Genomic DNA, 14,955 nt, shown 5'->3' with positions numbered 1-14,955 from the left:
ATTAGCACGCCGACCGGGGCTTGCAAAACAGTAGCCTGAAGATGCGTGATCTGTGTTTTGTTGAGCAGGCGCCTGGCAGAGGGGCTGACATCAGCAGGGGAGGGCGGCTAGCCGTGCTGGCGGAGGCATTGTCGCCAGCCTATCTTCCATCCATGGAAGCTGATTCGTCGCAGACACCCATTCGCAGTCTCACCGAGACCATCTTCGTGCTCTTTCTGCGCGTGGTGGCGCTGTCCTGCCTGTGGTTCGGTCTGCAGTACTGGGCGCTCCTTGTCGGCTACAGCCAGAACGGCCTCGGCCGCTTCGATCTCTTGTCGACACCCTGGCGGGTGGCGGCCACAGGGCTTGCGGTCGTGTTTCCGGTCGCCGCCCTCGGCCTCTGGGTTGCTGGCTCGTGGGGGCCGGTGATGTGGCTTCTGGCAGCGGGCGGGCAGATGCTGATGTTCACCGTCTGGCCGGAGATCTTCGGCCGCAACACGCTCGCCGTCACCATGCATTCGGTGGTCTTTGTCGTCTTCGTTGTTTTCCGCCTGGCGTTGTGGCTCGAAGGGAGACACAAGCAGGAGCGTATAACGGTTGATTTACCCTGATCGCAGGCTGGGCTTTAGTAAGCCTCTGTTAAGCCTGCGTTTTAAATAGAATTTTATGCGCATTGGATACGGTCCTCACCAAGGCGGGAGAAAAAACCAACACCGCCAAACAAAACAGTGAGGCAGACCGATATGAACACCAAGCTCAAGCCGCAGCCGGCCACTCTCGACCCGCAGGAAGAAGCGATCCGTTCGCTCTACCTCGAATCCCTCCACCTCGTCGAGCGTCTTCACCGCCGCCTTCTCGACGTCATCAAGGACGAGTTCGACCGCAAGGGTCGCTCCGACATCAACGCCGTCCAGGCACTCCTGCTCTTCAACATCGGCAATTCTGAACTGACCGCCGGTGAACTGCGCTCGCGCGGTTATTATCTGGGCTCGAACGTTTCCTACAACGTCAAGAAGCTCGTCGACCTCGGCTTCATCAACCACCAGCGCTCGCGCGTCGACCGTCGCTCGGTCCGCATCAGCCTGACGGATGCCGGCCAGGAAATCGCCGAGACTGTTGCCAAGCTTTACGAGCGCCACATCGGCTCGATCCAGAAGGTCGGCGGCATCGGCACAGACGAGTTCACCCAGATGAACAAGCTTCTGCAGCGCCTCGACCGCTTCTGGAACGATAGCATCATGTACCGCCTCTAATCCACGAGAGGCTGAGACACCCACGCATTTCCTCCAGTCATGCGGTGGCATTGAGAAGGCGCTAGGTCGCGGGTTCAGCCTGCACCGTAGCGCCTTGTCTCGTTTTGGATCCGTCCCCCGTTTCTCGACCGCAGTTCCGTAATGAGAAACGCTGTAGGCGCCACCGTGTAGCCGCGTTCGGCAAGGAACCGTTTCACCCGTTTTATGTACTTGGGTTTGGGAACCGTATTGTATCGCCCCGCGACCTCTGTGACCTCTCGGCCCACAAGCAAAATGTTGGCTCTCGGTTCGTTGAGCGAGTTGCGGAGGGAATAGATGGTGTGAGGCCCGTCGTAATACATGCCGACGCAATTGCCCATCAAACCGCCTTCGCGTTGGTAGTCGAATTTGGTCAGTAGCTCGACGATGCGCCACCCATCCTCAAAGCTGAACACCTCCACACTGTCATCGACCTCTTCCATAAAAGCCTCCCGCAAATCACCGCGCACATCCGAGGGAATCAGCAAATCCGCGCGCGAGCAAGCGGCCTGAACGATGTCTCGACGACGATCTTTGGACGGGGCCGCCTGCTGCCGACAGCCCCGAATTCGATCTACACACTCCCGTGACGCAACCCTTGGTGACACGAATTGGCCATATTGATATGGGACCGGCGAAGCTAGGAACGGAGGTGCGTCAACAGTCTCCGATCAACCCGGAAATGCATGTCCCTGCCTCTCTGGCGGCGCTTTGTTAACCATGGCGCGGTATGCGTTTGGGACAGGTTCAGGATGAAACGGTAGGAAATATGTCCAAGACGTCTGGAATTGTTGCTCTCTCGCGCCGCTCGCTGTTGCGTGGTGCTGCCGCTGCCGGTGCTGCGGCATTCACCGGACAGGCCATGGCGCAGGATGCAGTCAATGACTTGATCAACGCACCGCGTCGCGGCAACTGGGACGACCAGTTCGACGCCCAGGCGTCGCGCACCGCTGCCGCCGTCACATCGAACACGCCGATGCTGAGCGCCGGCAACCTCGTCAACATGCAGCAGGCGATCGGCCGGTATCAGATGATCGTCTCGAACGGTGGCTGGCCCATGGTCAACGCACCTTCGGCGCTGCGGATCGGCGCCATGGACCCAGCCGTCCAGAGCCTGCGCCAGCGTCTGATGATTGCAGGCGACCTCCCGCAAGAGGCCGGCATGTCCAATTCCTACGATTCCTATGTCGAAGGTGCGGTGAAGCGCTTCCAGGCCCGTCACGGCCTGCCGGAAGACGGTGTTCTCGGCGAATTCACCGTCAAGGCACTGAATGTCAGCGCCGATGTCCGTCTGAACCAGCTCAACACCAATCTGGTGCGTCTGCAGTCGATGTCCGGCGATCTCGGTCGTCGCTACGTCACGGTCAACGTTCCCGGTGCCTCCGTCGAAGCCGTCGAAGACGATCGCGTCGCGCTGCGTAACACCGCTGTCGTCGGCCGTATCGACCGCCCGACCCACATGATCAATTCGAAGATCTACGAGGTCATCCTCAACCCCTACTGGACCGCGCCGCGCTCGATCATCGAGAAGGACATTGTCCCGCTGATGCGCAAGGATCCGACCTATCTGACGCGCAATGCCATCCGTCTGCTCGATGGCAATGGCAATGAAGTCGCGCCGGAAACGGTCGACTGGAATGCGGAGAAGGCGCCCAACCTGATGTTCCGTCAGGATCCGGGCAAGATCAACGCCATGGCCTCCACCAAGATCAACTTCCACAATCCGCACAACGAATACATGCACGACACGCCCCAGCAGGGCCTGTTCAACAAGCTGATGCGCTTCGAATCTTCAGGCTGCATCCGCGTGCAGAACGTGCGCGACCTCGTCACCTGGCTGCTGCGCGACACGCCCGGCTGGTCACGTCAGGAGATCGAGCGCGTCATCACGACCCGCCAGAACAATCCGATCAAGCTGGCCGAAGAAGTGCCGGTTTACATCGTCTACATCAGCGCCTGGTCGACCCGCGACAACATCGTCCAGTTCCGTGACGACATCTATCAGAAGGACGGCGATGCGCAGCTGGCGCTCCAGGCCAATATCGGCGTCGAGCAGTTCGCAGGTTCTGTCGAAGAGGACTTCGTGCCGCTGCAATAAGCGCCTCTGCCGCACTTGACCTAACCCAAGCCGCGCCTCGTGTGCGGCTTTTCTTTTTCGGGGGCTGCGGCCATTCGCCTCCGCGCGTCAATTGATCTGCAAATGTCGCTCTCCGTATTGCTCTCGTGACTGCGGAAGTTTAAGACCCCACAGCATCAAACGCTTTTGAGGAGCCAGCGATCATGTCGAACAACGATGCCTTCTTTTCTCGTTCTCTCGCCGATGCCGACCCGGAAATTTTCGGTGCGATCGAGAAGGAACTCGGTCGTCAACGCCACGAGATCGAGCTGATCGCTTCTGAGAACATTGTCTCGCGCGCCGTGCTCGAAGCCCAGGGCTCGATCATGACCAACAAATACGCCGAGGGATATCCGGGCAAGCGCTACTACGGTGGCTGCCAGTTCGTCGATATCGCGGAAGAACTCGCGATCGAGCGCGCCAAGAAGCTGTTCGGCGTCAACTTCGCCAACGTCCAGCCGAATTCCGGTAGCCAGATGAACCAGGCCGTCTTCCTGGCGCTGCTGCAGCCCGGCGACACCTTCATGGGCCTCGACCTGAACTCGGGCGGTCACCTGACCCACGGTTCTCCGGTCAACATGTCCGGCAAGTGGTTCAACGTCGTCTCCTACGGCGTGCGCGAAGACGACCACCAGCTCGACATGGAAGATGTTGCCCGCAAGGCCGAGCAGCACAAGCCGAAGCTGATCATCGCCGGCGGTACCGCATACTCCCGCACCTGGGACTGGAAGCGTTTCCGCGAGATCGCAGACTCTGTCGGTGCCTACCTCATGGTCGACATGGCCCACATCGCCGGCCTCGTCGCTGGTGACCAGCATCCGTCGCCGTTCCCGCATTGCCACGTCGCGACCTCGACGACCCACAAGTCGCTGCGCGGCCCACGCGGCGGCATGATCCTGACCAACGACGAGGATCTGGCGAAGAAGTTCAACTCGGCCGTCTTCCCGGGTCTCCAGGGTGGCCCGCTGATGCATGTCATCGCCGCCAAGGCGGTCGCCTTCGGCGAAGCGCTGAAGCCGGAATTCAAGGATTACGCGGCCCAGGTCGTCAAGAACGCCAAGGTTCTGGCCGACACGCTGATCAAGCACAATCTCGATATCGTCTCCGGCGGTACCGACAACCATCTGATGCTGGTCGACCTTCGCAAGAAGAACGCCACCGGCAAGCGTGCGGAAGCCGGCCTCGGCCGCGCCTACATCACCTGCAACAAGAACGGCATTCCCTTCGACCCGGAAAAGCCCTTCGTCACCTCGGGTATCCGTCTCGGCACGCCGGCCGGCACCACGCGCGGTTTCAAGGAAGCCGAGTTCACCGAAATCGGCAACCTGATCGTCGAAGTGCTTGACGGTCTCAAGGTCGCCAACTCGGATGAAGGCAATGCCGCCGTCGAAGGTGCCGTTCGCGAGAAGGTCGTGGCTCTCACCGACCGTTTCCCGATGTACCCCTACATGTAAGGCATAAGGCTGATGCGCTGCCCCTTCTGCGGATCGGATGAAACCCAGGTCAAGGACTCGCGACCGGCGGAGGACAACACCTCCATCCGCCGGCGGCGCATCTGTCCGGATTGCGGGGGGCGCTTCACGACTTTTGAACGGGTGCAGCTGCGCGAGCTGATGGTCTTGAAGAAGACTGGCCGCAAGGCACCCTTCGCCCGCGACAAGCTGGTGCGGTCCTTCCAGATCGCACTGCGCAAGCGGCCTGTTGATGCCGACCGCATTGAGCGCGCCGTTTCGGGCATCGTTCGCCGCCTTGAAAGCTCCGGCGAGACCGAGATCTCCTCGGAAGAAATCGGTCTGCAGGTGCTCGAAGCCCTGAAGACCCTCGATGACGTGGCCTTCGTCCGCTACGCCTCGGTCTATCGCGACTTCAGCCATGCCGAGGACTTCGAGAACGTCATTGCCGAGATCAACGCCAAGATCTCCAGAGACAGCACGGCGGATTGACGGCGTGTCCATCACCGCCCGCGACGAACGGCATATGCGGGAGGCAATCGAGCTCTCCCTGAAGCATGTCGGTCGCACCGGCTCCAACCCCTCCGTCGGATGCGTGATCGTCAAGGATGGCGAGGTCGTTGGTCGTGGCGTCACCGCGCTCGGTGGGCGGCCCCATGCCGAACCCCAGGCGCTCGCCGAAGCCGGCGAGAAGGCAAGGGGGGCGACCGCCTATGTCACGCTCGAGCCCTGCTCGCATCATGGTAAGACCCCGCCCTGTGCCAATGCCATCGTTGCTGCCGGCATTGCCCGCGTCGTGGTCGCCGTTGCTGATCCCGATCCTCGGGTTTCAGGCCAGGGGCTCAAGATCCTCGCGGATGCCGATATCGAGGTGACCATCGGCATCCTGCAGAAAGAGGCGCGCCGGGCGATGGCAGGCTATCTCACCCGGCAGACGAAGGGACGTCCGCAAGTGATTCTGAAGCTTGCCGTTTCTTCTGATGGTATGGTCGGTCGCGTTGGCGCAGGCCAGGTCGCGATTACGGGGCCGGAGGCACGCGAAGCCGTGCATCGTCTGAGGGCGCAGTGCGATGCAATCCTGGTCGGCATCGGCACCGCGCTTGCCGACGATCCCGAATTGACGGTCCGGTTGCCGGGTCTCGAAAGCGCCTCGCCGCTCAGGATCGTGCTTGATCGCAAGGCGGAACTACCGGTGGCATCCAAGCTTTCCAAGACGGCCCAGGACGTCCCCGTTCTCCTCGCCGTGGCACCCGGCGCAACAGGCAATCGCGCCGCGCTGGTCAGCATGGGTGTCGAAGTGTCGGAGGTTCCGGATGTCGATGGACTGTTGGCGCTGCTTGCGCGGCGTGGTGTCTCGTCACTGATGGTGGAAGGTGGCGCGCGTGTCGCGACCGACATGCTGGCGCGCGGAGTGGTCGACCGGATCGAACTCTACGATTCCGCGGTGACGATCGGAGAAGGCGGTATTCCTTCGCCGATTTCAGCCGGCCGCCTGCCTGCCGGTTTCGTCAAGATCGACGAGAGACAGATCGGAAGCGACCGGCTGCAGATTTTTGAGAGACTGCCTGCGTCTGCCTGGGTTTAACGGAAGAACAGCAGGAACAGAATGATCAGGGGGATCGGTACGCCGATCAGCCAGAATAGAATGCCGCGACCCATGGGGTGCCTCCATCTTTCGTGTTTCGAGGCAACCGCCTCCGGGCGCCTTTCATGACCGGAAACACGTGGGCTCCATGAAAGGTTCCATTGCGCGCGAAAAGCCCCGTGTCCTAGGACACGGGGGGGGCAAGGTGGGGTATGGAGGGGAGGCGGAGGTTGATCAGCGGACGTAGAAGGTGACGCCGCCATCGGCAGCCTGATCGGCGCCGACGATATTGGTGAGCTCGACCTTCTGGCCTTCGAGCTTCTGGGCAAGCGAGCGGTTTGCGATCACCGCTGCCTGAATGTGTCGGGCTTCCTGCGAGGTGGGAGAGACCGCGGCGAAGCGTTCATGCGCCGTGTCATGGGTCTTCAGAGTGTCGAGGCGGACGACGTTGAAGGCCTTGGACGACATGGTCTGGATGGTGCTTTCGATCCTGCTGCCGGACATGCCGGCTGCAGAAGGCATGGCGGCATAGCTCTCGGCGCCGAAGGCGATGGCCGACAGTGCAGAGGCACTCAGAACGGTTGCAAAGCGATTCATGGTCCTGTTCCTTTCAAGGATGTTTGCGATGGCGGGGGATTCCGTCGCTCGCTTGCAGGACTGAAGGTGGTGTCGGTTTGTGGCGAAATCCTGGCTCTAAGTTACTGAATTTCATTAAACATTTGTCACGCTGGTCGCCCGATTTCCGCCTGCATTAGCGAGAGTGGAACAATCGATGCAAAGCCGCGATCGGCCTGACATGATGAGCCGTGCCTGGAGCGCAGGTCCGGCCATCAGCAAAAACACTTGCCTTCCTTGGTACGGCGTGGTTTGACCGCGTTTCTGTTCGGCCAGCGGCCGCAATCACATTCAAGATCGGATCGACCCATGGTAAACAAGACGGCTTCGCCGCATTTGCTGATCGTCGAAGCACGCTTCTATGACGACATGTCGGACGCCCTTCTGGACGGTGCCAAGCATGCTCTTGAAGAAGTTGGCGCAACATATGACGTGATCACCGTTCCCGGCGCACTCGAGATCCCCCCGGCAATTGCCATGGCGCTCGACGCGATGGACGACGAGGGCGCGCAGTATGATGGCTTCATCGCGCTCGGCATGGTCATTCGGGGCGAAACCTACCACTTCGACATCGTCGCGAACGAATCTTCGCGCGCCCTGATGGACCTCGCCGTCTCGGAATCGCTTGCGATCGGCAACGGCATCATGACCGTTGAGAACGACGAGCAGGCCTGGGCACGCGTCAAGCGTAGCGAAAAGGACAAGGGCGGCTTTGCGGCGCGCGCAGCCCTGTCCATGATCGACCTGAAGAAGAAGCTGGGTGGCTGAGTGATGACGGGCGAAGGCAAGCATCCGGTAAAGCCGGCAAACCAGCGCGGTGCAGCTCGTTTGGCAGCTGTGCAGGCGCTCTATCAGATGGACATCGCCGGCTCCGGCGTGCTTGAGGTTGTGGCCGAATATGAAGCCCATCGCCTCGGCCAGGAGGTCGACGGAGAAACCTATCTGAAGGCGGACGCCTCCTGGTTCCGCTCGATCGTCGCCGGTGTCGTACGCGACCAGACGAAGATCGACCCGATGATCCGTGGCGCCCTGCAGGACGACTGGTCACTGTCGCGCATGGATAGCACCGTGCGCGCCATTCTGCGTTCCGGCACCTTCGAATTGATCGAGCGCAAGGATGTGCCCATCGCTGTTATTGTAACGGAGTATGTCGAGATCGCGCAGGCCTTCTTCACCGAAGACGAGCCGAAGCTGGTCAACGCCGTTCTCGACCGGATTGCAAAGCAGGTTCGCGCTCCGGCGCAGAAGTAGGAATTGGCAGATGGACGCGACGACGGGAGCAGGGCTGGACGGACAATTCTCGACAGCCAAGCGTAACGTCGGTCTGCTTGCCGTGGCCCAGGCAATCCTCGGCTCTGCACCGCCGCTCGCCTTTGCTGTCGGTGGTCTCGCCGGTTTCCAGATGCTCGGCGCCGACAAGTCGCTGTCGACCGCTCCGCTGACGGGTTTCAACATCGGCGTGGCCGTCGGCGCGATCGTGGTGGCAGCGGCCTCCAGGATTCTTGGTCGCCGCGAAAGCTTCATGGTCGGCGCATTGATGGGTGCGCTCGGCAGCGCACTGGCCGCCTTCTCGCTCATCCAGTCGAACTTCTGGCTCTTTGCCTTCTCGCTTTTGCTCATGGGCATATCTGGGGGCTTCACCCAGAAGATCCGTTTCGCCGCCGCCGACGCATCGCCAAGCTTCTACAAGGGCAAGGCAATCTCCTGGATCCTCGCCGCCGGTATCATCTCCGCCATCGTCGGACCGCAGATCGCCATCTGGTTCAAGGATGCGCTCGCACCTGTGACCTTCGCCGGCGCCTTCCTCGGCATGGTGCCTCTGCTGCTCTGCGCGATCGGTGTCTTGTTCTTCCTGAAGCTGCCGAGCCTTGCTGACAAGAAGGCGGAAGCCTCAGGCCCCGTGCGCCCGTTGCGCGAAATCGTCATGACCCAACGCTTCATGACCGGCATGATCTGCGGCATCAGTTCCTATGCCCTGATGACCTTCATGATGACCGGTGCGCCGCTCGCGATGGTCATCGGCTGCGGATTTTCGTCCGACTTGGCGACGCTCGGCATACAATGGCACGTCATCGCCATGTTCGCGCCGAGCTTCTTCACCGGCATGTTGATCACCCGCTTCGGTGCCGAGAAGGTTGTTGCGGGCGGCCTGCTGATCCTCATGGCCTGCGCGGTCGTCGCCCATATGGGCATTGCGCTCTGGAATTTCTGGGGCGCTCTCGTTCTCCTGGGCATCGGCTGGAACTTCGGCTTTATCGGTGCGACCGCGATCGTCGCCTCGAGCTATCGTCCGGCCGAGGCCGACAAGGTGCAGGGTTTCCACGACATCATCCTGTTCTCGACCGTAGCACTTTCGTCCTTCTCCTCGGGCAAGGTGTTTACTGCTTTCGGATGGTCGGTCATGAATCTGGTGATCTGGCCGATCACGATCGCCTGCCTCCTGCTGGTCGTTCTCCAGCTTCGCGCGGCTGCCCGCAAAGCCGCCTGAGTTCCCTTGAGACGGCAAAATATGCGTACTTGACGCCGCTAAAAGCGCGACGCAATCTCGCCACGCGTTGACGAGGTCTCGGAGGAGGGGGCCTGAGTCTGCGAGTCACGGCCCGCGATGAGTGAGGCGCGGGCAATACGGGAGGGTATTGCGAATGACGGTTCTTCTAGGCGTAATTTTATGCGGGTTGCTGTCGGTGGTCTACGCGGTCTGGGCGACACGCTCGGTGCTTGCAGCTGATCAGGGCAATGCCCGAATGCAGGAAATTGCAGGCTATATTCGCGAGGGTGCTCAAGCTTACCTCACTCGGCAATACCTGACCATCGCGATCGTCGGCGCCGTCGTCTTCGTCGCCACCTGGCTTCTTCTCTCTGGCACCGCTGCCATCGGCTTTCTGATCGGTGCCGTCTTGTCGGGGGCTGCCGGCTTCATCGGCATGCATGTCTCGGTCCGTGCCAATGTGCGCACCGCCCAGGCCGCTTCCCACAGTCTGGCGGCCGGTCTCGACATCGCCTTCAAGTCCGGCGCCATCACCGGCATGTTGGTCGCAGGTCTCGCTTTGCTCGGCGTCTCCATCTACTTCTACATCCTGACCGCAATACTCGGTCATGAAAGCGGCTCGCGTGCCGTCATCGATGCGCTTGTCGCGCTCGGCTTCGGCGCCTCGCTGATCTCGATCTTCGCCCGTCTGGGCGGTGGTATCTTCACCAAGGGCGCCGACGTCGGTGGGGACCTCGTCGGCAAGGTGGAAGCCGGCATTCCCGAAGACGATCCGCGCAACCCGGCAACAATCGCCGACAACGTCGGTGACAATGTCGGCGACTGCGCCGGCATGGCTGCCGACCTGTTCGAGACCTATGCGGTCTCCGTCGTTGCCACCATGGTGCTTGCTGCGATCTTCTTTGCCGGTTCGGCCGTGCTCGATATTGCGATGATCTATCCGCTCGCCATCTGCGGCGCCTGCATCATCACCTCGATCATCGGCACCTTCTTCGTCAAGCTCGGCACCAGCGGCTCGATCATGGGCGCGCTCTACAAGGGCCTGATCGTCACCGGGCTCCTGTCCGTGGCAGGTCTCGCCATTGCCACGTCGCTGACCATTGGCTGGGGTTCCATCGGCACCGTTGCCGGGATGGACATCACCGGTGTGAACCTGTTCATCTGCGGCATTCTGGGCCTCGTGGTGACGGCGCTGATCGTTGTCATCACCGAGTATTACACCGGCACCAACAAGCGCCCGGTCAACTCGATCGCCCAGGCCTCGGTCACCGGTCACGGCACCAACGTCATCCAGGGTCTGGCGGTCTCGCTGGAATCGACCGCACTTCCCGCAATTGTCATCGTCGGCGGTATCATCTCGACCTACCAGCTTGCCGGCCTCTTCGGCACGGCGATCGCGGTTACCACCATGCTGGGCCTCGCCGGCATGATCGTCGCCCTCGACGCTTTCGGCCCGGTCACGGACAATGCCGGCGGTATCGCCGAAATGTCGCATCTGCCGCCTGAAGTCCGCAAGTCGACCGACGCGCTCGATGCCGTTGGCAACACCACCAAGGCCGTGACCAAGGGTTATGCCATCGGCTCTGCCGGCCTCGGCGCGCTCGTGCTCTTTGCCGCCTATTCCAACGACCTGGCCTACTTTGCCGCAAACAGCGCCCAGTACCCGTATTTCGCGGACATGGGACCGATCTCCTTTGATCTCTCAAACCCCTATGTCGTCGCCGGCCTCATCTTCGGCGGTCTGATCCCCTACCTCTTCGGCGGGATCGCCATGACGGCCGTCGGCCGCGCGGCAGGCTCGATCGTTGAGGAAGTCCGCCGGCAGTTCCGCGAGAAGCCGGGCATCATGCAGGGGACCGAAAAGCCTGACTATGGCCGGGCGGTCGACATACTGACCCGCGCCGCCATCAAGGAAATGATAATTCCCTCGCTGCTGCCGGTTCTGGCGCCGCTCGTCGTCTATTTCGGCGTGCTCCTGATTTCCGGCTCCAAGGCTTCCGCCTTTGCAGCCCTTGGCGCCTCGCTGCTCGGCGTCATCGTCAACGGCCTGTTCGTCGCCATTTCGATGACCTCCGGTGGTGGTGCCTGGGACAATGCCAAGAAGAGCTTCGAAGACGGCTTCATCGACAAGGATGGCGTTAAGCACCTGAAAGGTTCGGACGCCCACAAGGCCTCTGTCACCGGTGATACGGTCGGCGATCCCTACAAGGATACCGCAGGGCCTGCCGTCAATCCGGCAATCAAGATCACCAACATCGTTGCGCTGCTGCTGCTCGCCGTTCTCGCGGGCTGAGGCGAAGATGCCAAAACAAAAAGACCGCGGAAGGAAACTTCCGCGGTCTTTTTCATGTCTCTATGGGCCGAGGGCATAGCTCCCTCGGTGGATGGTCTTAGTAGTTGCTCAGGATATTGCGGACGCTGTTGGCTGCGCCACCGCCACCAGCCAGCAACTGCTGCAGGAATGTGAGATCGCGACCGCCGGTCGGCGTCGTGCGGGAAATCGTATCGAACACCTTGCCGTCCTGCAGCGTGTAGTTCGCACGCTGCGCAACGACGCCGTCCTTGTCGAAGTAGATGGCGAGGATCTGCTGGTCGACGAGGCGCTGCTTCATGAAGGCGACCGGTCGGGTGCGCTTCTGGGAGATGTAGTAGAAGACTTCGCCGTCGAAGGTCGCCGTGGTCGACGGCGTGCCAAGCGAGAGAAGGACCTGTTCGCGGCTGGAACCGACCGGCACCAGGTCCAGCGCTGCCTGATCAACGACATAACCGTTGTGGAAGACCTCGGAGGTCTGGCAGGCGGAGAGGCCGATGGTGACGGCAAGAGCAAGTGCGGTCGTGCTCAGGAGCTTCCTGTCCGACTTGAAAATCCTGATATTCACGCAAACGTCTCCCATGACTGTCGAAGGCACCTGACGGAGCCTGATCGCTTCTGCGCATAGCATTGTGGCCTTTCCGGGGAAAGCCGCCGCAAAGCTCGCGCTGCCGATTTGCCGGTCAATCTGCCACGAGATGCGGCATCCGTGCCGGATATCGGCATTGCAATTCACGCCTGCTTCGGTAAACCAGCTTTCGCAATCATGCAACACGACCACGTCCGGGCTCACCACTTCGGCCGGCTCTTTTTGGTGGAATTGGATGGTATTCGGCTTCTTTCGGCAGAAAAGAAACAATCAGGTGATCGTCGAGCGCCAGTACGGGGCTTTGACGGCGGCGGCGCGCACGCCCGCATTCTATCTCGACATGAATGTTCCGGACACCGTGATCGGCCGGTTCGAGCTGTTGACGATCATGCTGATTCTCTATTTTCGCCGCACGGCGAAATCTCCGCGCAGCGGCCAGGAGATCGCCCAGAACATCATCGACGCCTTCTTTGAGGATGTCGATCACTCCATCCGCGAACTGGGCGTCGGCGATCCCGGCGTGCCGAAGCGCATGAAGAAGCTCGCCGGCATGTATTATGGTCGACTGGAGTCCTACGCGGCGGCATTGGATAAAAACGACCGCGAAGCGCTTGGCGCCGCGCTGAAGCGCAACATTCATCCCGAAGAAGGCGAGGCGGCTCCCTCCATGCAGGCGCTAGCCGACTGGATGTTTGCAGCCGAGCAAGCGCTGGCCGCCCTGGATGAAAACGAAATCGAGACGGGCATGGCCCGCCTGGCCGTCCCGGGAGCCTGAGCAGCGGCAAGCGCTTGGAGCGCAGAGGTCGCACCGGACGGTAGAACAAGGATTGACGACATGACAGGCAGCAATGCAAGGGACCCTCGCGAGTTCACCTATCTGGTGAAAGTCGCCCATATCTCCGCCAACCCGGTACAGGTCCATGTGGAAGCCGACGAGCGTGAGCGCGCGGGCCTTGCGGACCTCTGGAACGTGGAGGCGGTCAATCGGCTGTCCGCCGACCTGCAGATCGCCCGCTGGAAAAAGGACGGTGTACGCATCAAGGGGAATGTCACGGGCGAACTCGTGCAGGCCTGCGTCGTCACCCTGGAACCGGTGGTCTCCACGATCGATCAGGAGATCGACCAGATCTTCGTGCCGGAGGGATCCAAGCTTGCCCGCATCGTGCTCGATGGCGCCGGTGAGATGGTGCTCGATCCGGATGGTCCCGACCTTCCCGAACAGTTTACCGGTGACACGATCGACGCCGGCGCGCTGGTCGCCGAATTCGCCGCTCTCGACATCGATCCCTATCCGAAGAAAGAAGGCGTTGCCTTCTCCGGACACATCGAAAGCAAGGCTGAAGAAGACAAGAAGCCGTCGCCCTTTGCGGTCCTGAAAGACTGGAAAAAGGACTGATCATCCCCCATCTGCACCTGCGGGTGGGTTGTGTGCCGAGTGAAAAGCGCTATTTTGGCCGAAAATATCGCTGACCAGCGATGAAGAAGGGTCAGGTCTAAGTGATCAGAATTTCTGTCGACGTCATGGGTGGAGACTTCGGTCCCGAGGTCGTCATCCCCGGAGCCGCCAAGGCACTTGAGCGTCATCCCGATGTAACCTTCCTTCTCTTCGGCCAGCAGGAACGCTGCCTGCCGATCCTCGCGCAGTTTCCCAAGCTGAAGGAAAAGTCGACCTTCCACCACTGCGACATCTCCGTCACCATGGATGAGAAGCCGAGCCAGGCGCTTCGCCGCGGCCGCTACGTCTCCAGCATGTGGCGCTCGATCGAGGCGGTGAAGTCCGGCCAGGCCGATGTGGTCGTCTCGGCCGGCAACACCGGCGCGCTTATGGCCATGGCGAAATTCTGCCTGCGCACCATGGCGACCATCGAGCGCCCGGCGATCGCCGCGATCTGGCCGACGTTGTCGGGCGAGAGCATCGTGCTCGATGTCGGTGCCGGCATCGGTGCCGATGCGCAGCAATTGCTCGACTTCGCCGTCATGGGCGGCGCCATGGCGCGCGCGCTCTTCGAGATCGAGAAGCCCATGGTTGGCCTTCTCAATGTCGGCGTGGAGGAGATCAAGGGCCAGGAAGAGGTCAAGGAAGCCGGGCGCCTCATTCGCGAGGCCGGCCTCGACACGATCGACTATTATGGCTTCGTTGAAGGGGATGACCTCGGCAAAGGCACGGTCGACGTCGTCGTCACCGAAGGCTTTACCGGCAACATCGCCCTCAAGACTGCAGAGGGCACGGCCAAGCAGATTGCCGAATACCTGCGCGCGGCCATGTCGCGCACCTGGATGGCCAAGCTTGGCTACATCCTGGCAAAGGGCGCCTTTGATCGCCTGCGCGAGAAGATGGACCCGCGCAAGGTCAATGGTGGTGTCTTCCTCGGCTTGAACGGCATCGTCATCAAAAGCCACGGCGGCACGGATGCCGAAGGCTTTGCGGCGGCTCTCGATGTGGGCTATGACATGGCCCGGAACGGTCTCACCCAGAAGATCGAAAACGACTTGAAAAAATATCACGCGCGGCACCCGTCTCCGGCCGGCCCCGAAGCGGCGTGAAAGGTA

Annotated in this window: 16 protein-coding genes; 13 read left to right on the top strand and 3 right to left on the bottom strand. The window is 61.2% G+C overall.

What is annotated here, in order from left to right:
- The first annotated feature begins 152 nt into the window (after window positions 1–152).
- Both BSY240_RS05740 and ldtR read left to right on the top strand, forming a co-directional pair.
- The gene (locus BSY240_RS05740) at window positions 153–590 is read left to right on the top strand and encodes a DUF6163 family protein (protein WP_054150564.1); all 438 of its coding nucleotides are present in this window, start codon (window positions 153–155) and stop codon (window positions 588–590) included.
- A 132-nt stretch (window positions 591–722) separates the two neighbouring features.
- Window positions 723–1,232 carry a transcriptional regulator LdtR gene (gene ldtR / locus BSY240_RS05735; RefSeq protein WP_054150565.1) on the top strand — a complete coding sequence of 170 codons (510 nt, stop codon included), beginning with the start codon at window positions 723–725 and terminating at the stop codon, window positions 1,230–1,232.
- A gap of 74 nt (window positions 1,233–1,306) precedes the next feature.
- Here ldtR and BSY240_RS05730 read toward each other — a convergent pair whose 3' ends face one another.
- Window positions 1,307–1,693, bottom strand: coding sequence for a hypothetical protein (locus BSY240_RS05730; RefSeq protein ID WP_069041675.1), 387 nt, complete (start codon window positions 1,691–1,693; stop codon window positions 1,307–1,309).
- A 326-nt stretch (window positions 1,694–2,019) separates the two neighbouring features.
- Here BSY240_RS05730 and BSY240_RS05725 point away from each other — a divergent pair, with 326 nt between their 5' ends.
- The 4 genes from BSY240_RS05725 (at window position 2,020) to ribD (ending at window position 6,402) form a co-directional block, all read left to right on the top strand.
- Complete coding sequence (locus BSY240_RS05725; RefSeq protein ID WP_054150567.1) at window positions 2,020–3,348, top strand: L,D-transpeptidase family protein; 1,329 nt, start codon at window positions 2,020–2,022, stop codon at window positions 3,346–3,348.
- Window positions 3,349–3,530: 182 nt separating this feature from the next.
- The gene (glyA, locus tag BSY240_RS05720) at window positions 3,531–4,820 is read left to right on the top strand and encodes a serine hydroxymethyltransferase (RefSeq protein WP_054150568.1); all 1,290 of its coding nucleotides are present in this window, start codon (window positions 3,531–3,533) and stop codon (window positions 4,818–4,820) included.
- A gap of 12 nt (window positions 4,821–4,832) precedes the next feature.
- The gene (gene nrdR / locus BSY240_RS05715; protein ID WP_006727509.1) at window positions 4,833–5,309 is read left to right on the top strand and encodes a transcriptional regulator NrdR; all 477 of its coding nucleotides are present in this window, start codon (window positions 4,833–4,835) and stop codon (window positions 5,307–5,309) included.
- Window positions 5,310–5,313: 4 nt separating this feature from the next.
- A complete protein-coding gene (gene ribD / locus BSY240_RS05710) occupies window positions 5,314–6,402 on the top strand; it encodes a bifunctional diaminohydroxyphosphoribosylaminopyrimidine deaminase/5-amino-6-(5-phosphoribosylamino)uracil reductase RibD (protein ID WP_069041674.1) in 1,089 nt (362 codons plus the stop codon).
- A 234-nt stretch (window positions 6,403–6,636) separates the two neighbouring features.
- Here the strand turns inward: ribD and BSY240_RS05705 are convergent, their stop codons facing one another.
- Entirely contained in the window at window positions 6,637–6,999 is a 363-nt protein-coding gene (locus BSY240_RS05705) for a hypothetical protein (protein WP_069041673.1), read from the bottom strand.
- Between the two features lie 327 nt (window positions 7,000–7,326).
- On the opposite strand from BSY240_RS05705, the gene ribH reads away from it, so the two are divergent.
- From ribH to BSY240_RS05685, 4 genes are all read left to right on the top strand, one after another.
- Complete coding sequence (gene ribH, locus BSY240_RS23905; protein ID WP_069041672.1) at window positions 7,327–7,785, top strand: 6,7-dimethyl-8-ribityllumazine synthase; 459 nt, start codon at window positions 7,327–7,329, stop codon at window positions 7,783–7,785.
- Between the two features lie 3 nt (window positions 7,786–7,788).
- Window positions 7,789–8,268: a transcription antitermination factor NusB gene (gene nusB, locus BSY240_RS23900; protein WP_054150572.1), complete on the top strand. Its 480-nt coding sequence runs from the start codon at window positions 7,789–7,791 to the stop codon at window positions 8,266–8,268.
- Window positions 8,269–8,278: 10 nt separating this feature from the next.
- Window positions 8,279–9,505: an MFS transporter gene (locus BSY240_RS05690; RefSeq protein ID WP_069041671.1), complete on the top strand. Its 1,227-nt coding sequence runs from the start codon at window positions 8,279–8,281 to the stop codon at window positions 9,503–9,505.
- Window positions 9,506–9,659: 154 nt separating this feature from the next.
- Window positions 9,660–11,798 carry a sodium-translocating pyrophosphatase gene (locus tag BSY240_RS05685; RefSeq protein WP_069041670.1) on the top strand — a complete coding sequence of 713 codons (2,139 nt, stop codon included), beginning with the start codon at window positions 9,660–9,662 and terminating at the stop codon, window positions 11,796–11,798.
- A gap of 97 nt (window positions 11,799–11,895) precedes the next feature.
- On the opposite strand, the gene BSY240_RS05680 is transcribed toward BSY240_RS05685, so the two are convergent.
- Window positions 11,896–12,399, bottom strand: coding sequence for an outer membrane protein assembly factor BamE (locus BSY240_RS05680; protein WP_054150575.1), 504 nt, complete (start codon window positions 12,397–12,399; stop codon window positions 11,896–11,898).
- A gap of 241 nt (window positions 12,400–12,640) precedes the next feature.
- Here BSY240_RS05680 and BSY240_RS05675 point away from each other — a divergent pair, with 241 nt between their 5' ends.
- The 3 genes from BSY240_RS05675 to plsX all read left to right on the top strand — a co-directional run bounded on the left by BSY240_RS05675 (window position 12,641) and on the right by plsX (window position 14,949).
- Window positions 12,641–13,180: a ubiquinol-cytochrome C chaperone family protein gene (locus BSY240_RS05675; protein WP_069041669.1), complete on the top strand. Its 540-nt coding sequence runs from the start codon at window positions 12,641–12,643 to the stop codon at window positions 13,178–13,180.
- 60 nt (window positions 13,181–13,240) lie between these two features.
- A complete protein-coding gene (locus BSY240_RS05670; RefSeq protein ID WP_069041668.1) occupies window positions 13,241–13,801 on the top strand; it encodes a YceD family protein in 561 nt (186 codons plus the stop codon).
- Window positions 13,802–13,902: 101 nt separating this feature from the next.
- Window positions 13,903–14,949, top strand: coding sequence for a phosphate acyltransferase PlsX (gene plsX, locus BSY240_RS05665; RefSeq protein ID WP_054150578.1), 1,047 nt, complete (start codon window positions 13,903–13,905; stop codon window positions 14,947–14,949).
- Window positions 14,950–14,955 lie beyond the last annotated feature (6 nt).

Source organism: Agrobacterium sp. RAC06 (assembly GCF_001713475.1).
Classification (GTDB): Bacteria; Pseudomonadota; Alphaproteobacteria; order Rhizobiales; family Rhizobiaceae; genus Allorhizobium.
Note: the sequence above shows the minus strand (reverse complement) of the source record. Positions and strands in the feature narration are given on the sequence as shown.

Bases quoted from the DNA above. Each gene is read 5' to 3' on its own strand.
- BSY240_RS05680 (WP_054150575.1), bottom strand. From the start codon at position 12,399: ATGGGAGACGTTTGCGTGAATATCAGGATTTTCAAGTCGGACAGGAAG.
- ldtR (WP_054150565.1), top strand. From the start codon at position 723: ATGAACACCAAGCTCAAGCCGCAGCCGGCCACTCTCGACCCGCAGGAA.
- BSY240_RS05705 (WP_069041673.1), bottom strand. From the start codon at position 6,999: ATGAATCGCTTTGCAACCGTTCTGAGTGCCTCTGCACTGTCGGCCATC.
- BSY240_RS05690 (WP_069041671.1), top strand. From the start codon at position 8,279: ATGGACGCGACGACGGGAGCAGGGCTGGACGGACAATTCTCGACAGCC.
- nrdR (WP_006727509.1), top strand. From the start codon at position 4,833: ATGCGCTGCCCCTTCTGCGGATCGGATGAAACCCAGGTCAAGGACTCG.
- BSY240_RS05670 (WP_069041668.1), top strand. From the start codon at position 13,241: ATGACAGGCAGCAATGCAAGGGACCCTCGCGAGTTCACCTATCTGGTG.
- glyA (WP_054150568.1), top strand. From the start codon at position 3,531: ATGTCGAACAACGATGCCTTCTTTTCTCGTTCTCTCGCCGATGCCGAC.
- nusB (WP_054150572.1), top strand. From the start codon at position 7,789: ATGACGGGCGAAGGCAAGCATCCGGTAAAGCCGGCAAACCAGCGCGGT.
- BSY240_RS05685 (WP_069041670.1), top strand. From the start codon at position 9,660: ATGACGGTTCTTCTAGGCGTAATTTTATGCGGGTTGCTGTCGGTGGTC.
- BSY240_RS05725 (WP_054150567.1), top strand. From the start codon at position 2,020: ATGTCCAAGACGTCTGGAATTGTTGCTCTCTCGCGCCGCTCGCTGTTG.
- BSY240_RS05730 (WP_069041675.1), bottom strand. From the start codon at position 1,693: ATGGAAGAGGTCGATGACAGTGTGGAGGTGTTCAGCTTTGAGGATGGG.
- ribH (WP_069041672.1), top strand. From the start codon at position 7,327: ATGGTAAACAAGACGGCTTCGCCGCATTTGCTGATCGTCGAAGCACGC.
- BSY240_RS05675 (WP_069041669.1), top strand. From the start codon at position 12,641: ATGGTATTCGGCTTCTTTCGGCAGAAAAGAAACAATCAGGTGATCGTC.
- BSY240_RS05740 (WP_054150564.1), top strand. From the start codon at position 153: ATGGAAGCTGATTCGTCGCAGACACCCATTCGCAGTCTCACCGAGACC.